Source organism: Arthrobacter vasquezii, from assembly GCF_029455255.1.
In the GTDB taxonomy this organism is placed as follows: Bacteria; Actinomycetota; Actinomycetes; order Actinomycetales; family Micrococcaceae; genus Arthrobacter_D; species Arthrobacter_D parietis.
In genome coordinates, this window is record NZ_JAROKN010000102.1 from 1 (window position 1) to 4873 (window position 4873).

The 4873-nt window shown below is 60.9% G+C and carries 6 protein-coding genes and 1 pseudogene; 5 read left to right on the forward strand and 2 right to left on the reverse strand.

The annotated features are described in order from the left end of the window. The first annotated feature begins 241 nt into the window (after window positions 1-241). The 3 genes from P4U43_RS17550 (at window position 242) to P4U43_RS17560 (ending at window position 2750) form a co-directional block, all read left to right on the forward strand. Window positions 242-421, forward strand: a complete 180-nt coding sequence (locus P4U43_RS17550) for a hypothetical protein (protein ID WP_277359888.1) — start codon at window positions 242-244, stop codon at window positions 419-421. Window positions 422-426: 5 nt separating this feature from the next. After that, entirely contained in the window at window positions 427-1128 is a 702-nt protein-coding gene (locus tag P4U43_RS17555) for a helicase associated domain-containing protein (RefSeq protein ID WP_277359889.1), read from the forward strand. A gap of 518 nt (window positions 1129-1646) precedes the next feature. Beyond that, window positions 1647-2750, forward strand: a complete 1104-nt coding sequence (locus tag P4U43_RS17560; protein ID WP_277359893.1) for an IS110 family RNA-guided transposase — start codon at window positions 1647-1649, stop codon at window positions 2748-2750. Window positions 2751-2826: 76 nt separating this feature from the next. Here the strand turns inward: P4U43_RS17560 and P4U43_RS17565 are convergent, their stop codons facing one another. After that, complete coding sequence (locus P4U43_RS17565) at window positions 2827-3114, reverse strand: winged helix-turn-helix domain-containing protein (protein ID WP_277359890.1); 288 nt, start codon at window positions 3112-3114, stop codon at window positions 2827-2829. 14 nt (window positions 3115-3128) lie between these two features. Then, on the reverse strand, window positions 3129-3575 hold the full coding sequence (locus P4U43_RS17570; protein ID WP_277359891.1) for a hypothetical protein: 447 nt from the start codon (window positions 3573-3575) through the stop codon (window positions 3129-3131). Between the two features lie 379 nt (window positions 3576-3954). On the opposite strand from P4U43_RS17570, the gene P4U43_RS17575 reads away from it, so the two are divergent. Both P4U43_RS17575 and P4U43_RS17580 read left to right on the forward strand, forming a co-directional pair. After that, window positions 3955-4218: a glutaredoxin family protein gene (locus P4U43_RS17575; RefSeq protein ID WP_277359892.1), complete on the forward strand. Its 264-nt coding sequence runs from the start codon at window positions 3955-3957 to the stop codon at window positions 4216-4218. Between the two features lie 48 nt (window positions 4219-4266). Further along, window positions 4267-4680: pseudogene (locus P4U43_RS17580) on the forward strand (single-stranded DNA-binding protein); the annotation flags it as partial. Window positions 4681-4873: the final 193 nt, after the last annotated feature.

Here is a 4873-nt window from a genome sequence, read left to right on the forward strand (position 1 = left end):
AGTACAGTGCCGGTGATTGCTCCGCCTACCGTTGCAAGAGGATCCCCAACTGCCATGGATAGGACCGACGAAACGTGGATGGGAAGTGGGCCGATTTGTCTATAGGAACATCTCCTCCGGCCGCCGCGTCCAGCACGACAACGCCCTTCACCCACCCGGGTGCCGTGGCGCAACCCGAAGCGGTACGGCGCATCGATAGATTGGGAATCAGTTCGAATCAACCGGGGAAGGAAACCATTCCATGGGCGAGGCCACCGACTACATTCACTCCGCACACCGGGTCATCTACCAGTCGGGCAGCGCCGCCGAGCACGCACTCGAGGCCGCGGTGCCGCTGCAGCCTGCCGGTGCCGGCCCGGTGAATCTAACCTGGGCACAGCCTGATCACGATGCCGGCCGGTACATGTGGCCTGACGCCTAACCCTCGTGCCGCACCAATTCATGGACGGTTCTGATGATGCGGGGGAGTGGGGGCCGGCGACCTCCCGCGAGGAGTGGCTCCTCATGTACCTGCGGGGGCTGAGTATCAAGCAGATTGCGGAGCTGTGCCGGGTCAAATACGAGAAAGTCCGCCTCCACATCCGCTACCAGGAACGCCGCTACCCGACCCTGCTCGGACGCCGGCTGATTCTTCACGATCAGCCAGCTCCGGCACCACCACAACCGGCTGCCCCGTACCGGCAGCCCTGGGAGGAGAAGTTCGCGCAGCTGCGGACCTTCGTCCGGCGCCGGCGGCGGTTCCCACAGCAGCTCTCCCCAAACCTGGAGGAGAAGAACCTGCACCGTTGGCTCAGATACCAGCGTGCCCGCTACACCGACGGCCGCATGACCGAGGAGCAGTCCCGGCAGCTCGACACCCTCGGAGTCTGGCGGGGTAACGTCCTTGGTGATCGGGAAACCCACTGGCACACCGTCCATACCCAACTGCTGCAGTTCATCCAGGGCACCGGGCGCATGCCCCGCCGCGCGAATGAGGGCGCGAACGCGCTCGAGGCCACCCTGGATGTCTGGATCCAAACCCAACGCGCCAAAGCCCGCGCCGGCACACTCACACCGACCAGACGGAACACCCTCGACCGGACCATCCCGGGCTGGAACACCACACGGGCCTCGCAGCGCTCGGGCTGAGACCACCCACACGATTTTTGCTGCTGTCCTACGGATGATGCGCCCCCGCTGCGCAGCGTCAACCGGCCATCGGCCGGCACCCCCCCCGCACAGCAATGATGTCCGGCGCTCCCAGGGTCGCTTATTTCCTCCCACATTCCTGTGACGGATTGCTGCCCTACGGGTTGAGCACTTACTCCGTCGGGGGCAAGCAAGCAGGGCTTGCCAGCAGGCAAAAAGCGTCTGTGAGTCTTACAGCGGCTGGTCTGGGACTAGCTGGCAGTGTTGATGCCGGTCGTTCCGTCTGACGTGTGACTCGAAAAAACAATTGCCCCGCCAGGGTGCATTTCCCCCGACTTGTCCGCGCTGGATGGAGCGGCCGGCGTTGACCTGTCTCACGTCGGTGGCTTGATTAGAAGCTTGCCCAGCCCCTGCGGTTGTGGCTCATCACAGTATTGCCTCGAAGTGACTCCTCCCAGGTCAGTGCCGGTCGCGACGCGATTGATCTTGCCCGTTCGACAGGAAGGAGGGTGGCCGCAGTGACACTCGTTGCGCAGACCCGCCCATTCGTCATCGGCGTGGATTGCCACGCCCGCACACACACCTACTCCATCATCGAGGCCCGCACTAAGCGACAGGTCGCGTGCGAGCAATTCCCGACTACCTCGGCAGGGATCTCCCGCGCACTTGCCTGGGTAGGCCGACGCACGGACGGTGACACAGGGTGTCTGTGGGCTGTCGAGGGTGTCGGTTCCTATGGCGCACGTGTGGCCCGGGCAGTAGCCGAGGTCGGCTATGACGTCGTCGAAGCTCCACGAATGAACGCCCGAGGACGCCGCGCGATCGGTAAATCCGATCCGTTGGACGCTGCGGCCATCGGAACCGAAATCCTGGCTCTAGATGAGTCCCAGCTTCGAACCCCACGCCAGGACGAGGGAGCCCGTGCAGGACTCAAGATCCTGAGCGCAGCCAGGGATCAGTTGACCCGGGACCGAACGATGAGTGTCAATGCGCTCATCGCCTTACTCCGGGCACACGATCTAGGAATCGACGCTCGTAAACCGCTGGTTCCCGCCCAGATCGACACGATCACCAGGTGGAGGGAACGAAACGAGCCAATCGAGTTGTTGATCGCGCGCGAGGAAGCAGTTCGGTTGGCGCGCCGCGTCCACGAAGTAACCACTCAACTAGCTGCTAACCAGAAGCGTATGACAGAGCTGATCCAGCAAAGCCCCGCGGCGCCGCTGCTGAAAATGATGGGCGCCGGGGCTGTCACTGTCGCTACGATCCTGACAGCTTGGTCGCATCCAGGAAGGGTTCGCAGCGAGGCTGCCTTCGCTTCACTAGCAGGGGTGAATCCCTTGCCTGCCTCAAGCGGTAACACTGTCCGGCACAGACTCAATCGGGGCGGTGATAGGCGCCTCAACCGAGCCTTGCACACCATTGCTATGACCCGAATGGTTCACGATCCCGGAACCCGGCACTACGTCACCAAACGTACTCAAGAAGGCCATAGCTATCGGGAGATCCGTAGGTCCCTGAAGCGCTACATCGCCCGCATGCTCTACCGTCAGCTGAACACCCTCTACGCCACTGCGAGACCGGCGGATCTAACGTTGCTGGCACAACCCCTTCTCGAATAGGGATGTCCTGATATATGCGTAGGGAATCCTCCTGCGTACATCACACGCAGCTGCATCCCCTTTGCTTGTGGTGGGGTTAGCGGAGGCCGCGTTGTAGGTCTTGCAGGGCGGTGGTGTGATCGCGGTAGGCTTTCCGGCCGGCTCTGGTGAGTCGGAAGACGGTGTGGGGTTTTTTGCCGAGGAAGGACTTGTTGATTTCCAGGTAGCCCTTGTCCTCGAGGATTGTGGCGTGTTTGGACAGCAGCGCGTAGCTGGTCCCGAGTTCGTCTTTCAGGGCCTGGTAGGTCGCGTCGTCCACGGAGGCTAGTGCTGCCATAATCGCGAATCTCACAGGTGAATGAACGACCTCGTCGAGGCGGTTCATGGCATCTCCTAGGCTCACCTGCCGCGTACCGCCAACCATAGTGAGCAGCCCAGCAGGGGAAGTGCCAGCACGATCGACGCGAGGATCGCCGTGCTCAGGGGCACTCCGCCGGTTTCGGAGCCGACCGGGCTCAGAATCTGATAGGTGATTCCGCCGCCTACTCCGAACCAGAGGGCCGAGAGTCCTTCGATCAAGGTGAAGTGTCTGGGCCGAACGGTACGGGTCCGGGAGCGGACGAAAACAAACAGAATGGCCAGCAGGACCAAACCGCCATAGACCACAACGGCACTTGTCCCGTTCACCAGGTCGACGCCGGTGTGAAAGAACATGGCCATGAACAGCCCGCCGAACACCGCCCACACGGCGAGGACCACTGCCTCCGGCCCACTGGAAACATGGCGTCTTCTGGTGGCAGGCCTGGTTATAGCCGAGGGAACGCCGGTGTCTCGTTCATCATCCATGGTTCCAAAGTATTGACAACTCAACGTTCTGTCAACAAGCTGGCGCGCAGTAGAAGCCCCTCGCAAGAGGAACCTCGACATGCACGGCCCAAACCCGCCTCTCCACTGACTCCACGCCAGCACCCGATTCCAGCCGCTTGACAGACATAGAAGCGTCGGGGAAGGGAGAAGAACACAACTCCCAAACCAGGGAAGGGAAGGGAGGCACGAAGAAGGTCTGCGTTTCTGTGTATCTGTGGTCCAGGGTTCGACAAAACGGCCATGAAAACCCCTAGAATTCACGCTAAGACCCCTGTTATTCAGATGAAAAAAGTTAGAATTGAAGCAGCAGCACAGCAGTTGACTCTTACTAAAACCGATACGAAACCAAGGACTGACCATGGCTACCTACACCGTGTACACCAAGCCGAACTGCCCCCTCTGCGTTGAGACCAAAGGCTACTTCGAACGGAAAGGCGTCAGTTTCCGCGAGGTCGACATCACCGAAGTCCCCGCGGCGTTCGAGTACATCACCAGTGATCCGGCAGACGGCGGACTCGGCTACTCCCAGGCACCCGTCGTCGTCAACGACGCCGACGATGAAGACCACTGGTCAGGACACCGCATGGACAAACTCATCCAGGCAGCACGCAAAGCCGCCTAAAACCTCCAGTTCAGATATCCAGTTCAGTTATTCAACGACAACACCACAACCACCACGCAAGGGAAGTTGATCATCATGGCAGGCGAAACCACCATCACCGTTATCGGGAACCTCACCGCCGATCCGGAACTACGCTTCACACCGTCGGGTTCTGCGGTAGCGAACTTCACCATCGCATCGACCCCGCGCACCTTCGACCGGCAATCCAACGAATGGAAGGACGGCGAGACCCTCTTCCTGCGCTGCTCCGTGTGGCGTGAATCTGCTGAGAACGTCGCCGAAACCCTCACCAAGGGAACCCGCGTCATCGCCCAGGGCCGGTTGAAGTCCCGCTCCTACGAGACGAAGGAAGGCGAGAAGCGCACCGTTATGGACCTGGATATTGACGAGGTGGGTCCCTCGCTCCGCTACGCATCCGTCCCCCGTGGGTTCACGAAAACTGAAGCGCCGGTGGGCGGGAACCCAAGCGATCAGTTCTAAATGTGTCGGTCTAACACCGTGAGTTGGCTGTAGAAACAGATGAAACTGCCGAAGGGCTGACATGGGTCCGGGGTGCGTGCACGCAGACGTTCTTAACGGCTGCCGTTTCACACCGAAAGGGTGTAGCAACTGATTGATCGCATCTTGTCCTTGACCGAGCGCGTATCACCGGGGC

Coding starts and splice junctions, on each gene's coding strand:
- P4U43_RS17570 (WP_277359891.1), bottom strand. CDS start 3,575: ATGGATGATGAACGAGACACCGGCGTTCCCTCGGCTATAACCAGGCCT.
- P4U43_RS17550 (WP_277359888.1), top strand. CDS start 242: ATGGGCGAGGCCACCGACTACATTCACTCCGCACACCGGGTCATCTAC.
- P4U43_RS17565 (WP_277359890.1), bottom strand. CDS start 3,114: ATGAACCGCCTCGACGAGGTCGTTCATTCACCTGTGAGATTCGCGATT.
- P4U43_RS17575 (WP_277359892.1), top strand. CDS start 3,955: ATGGCTACCTACACCGTGTACACCAAGCCGAACTGCCCCCTCTGCGTT.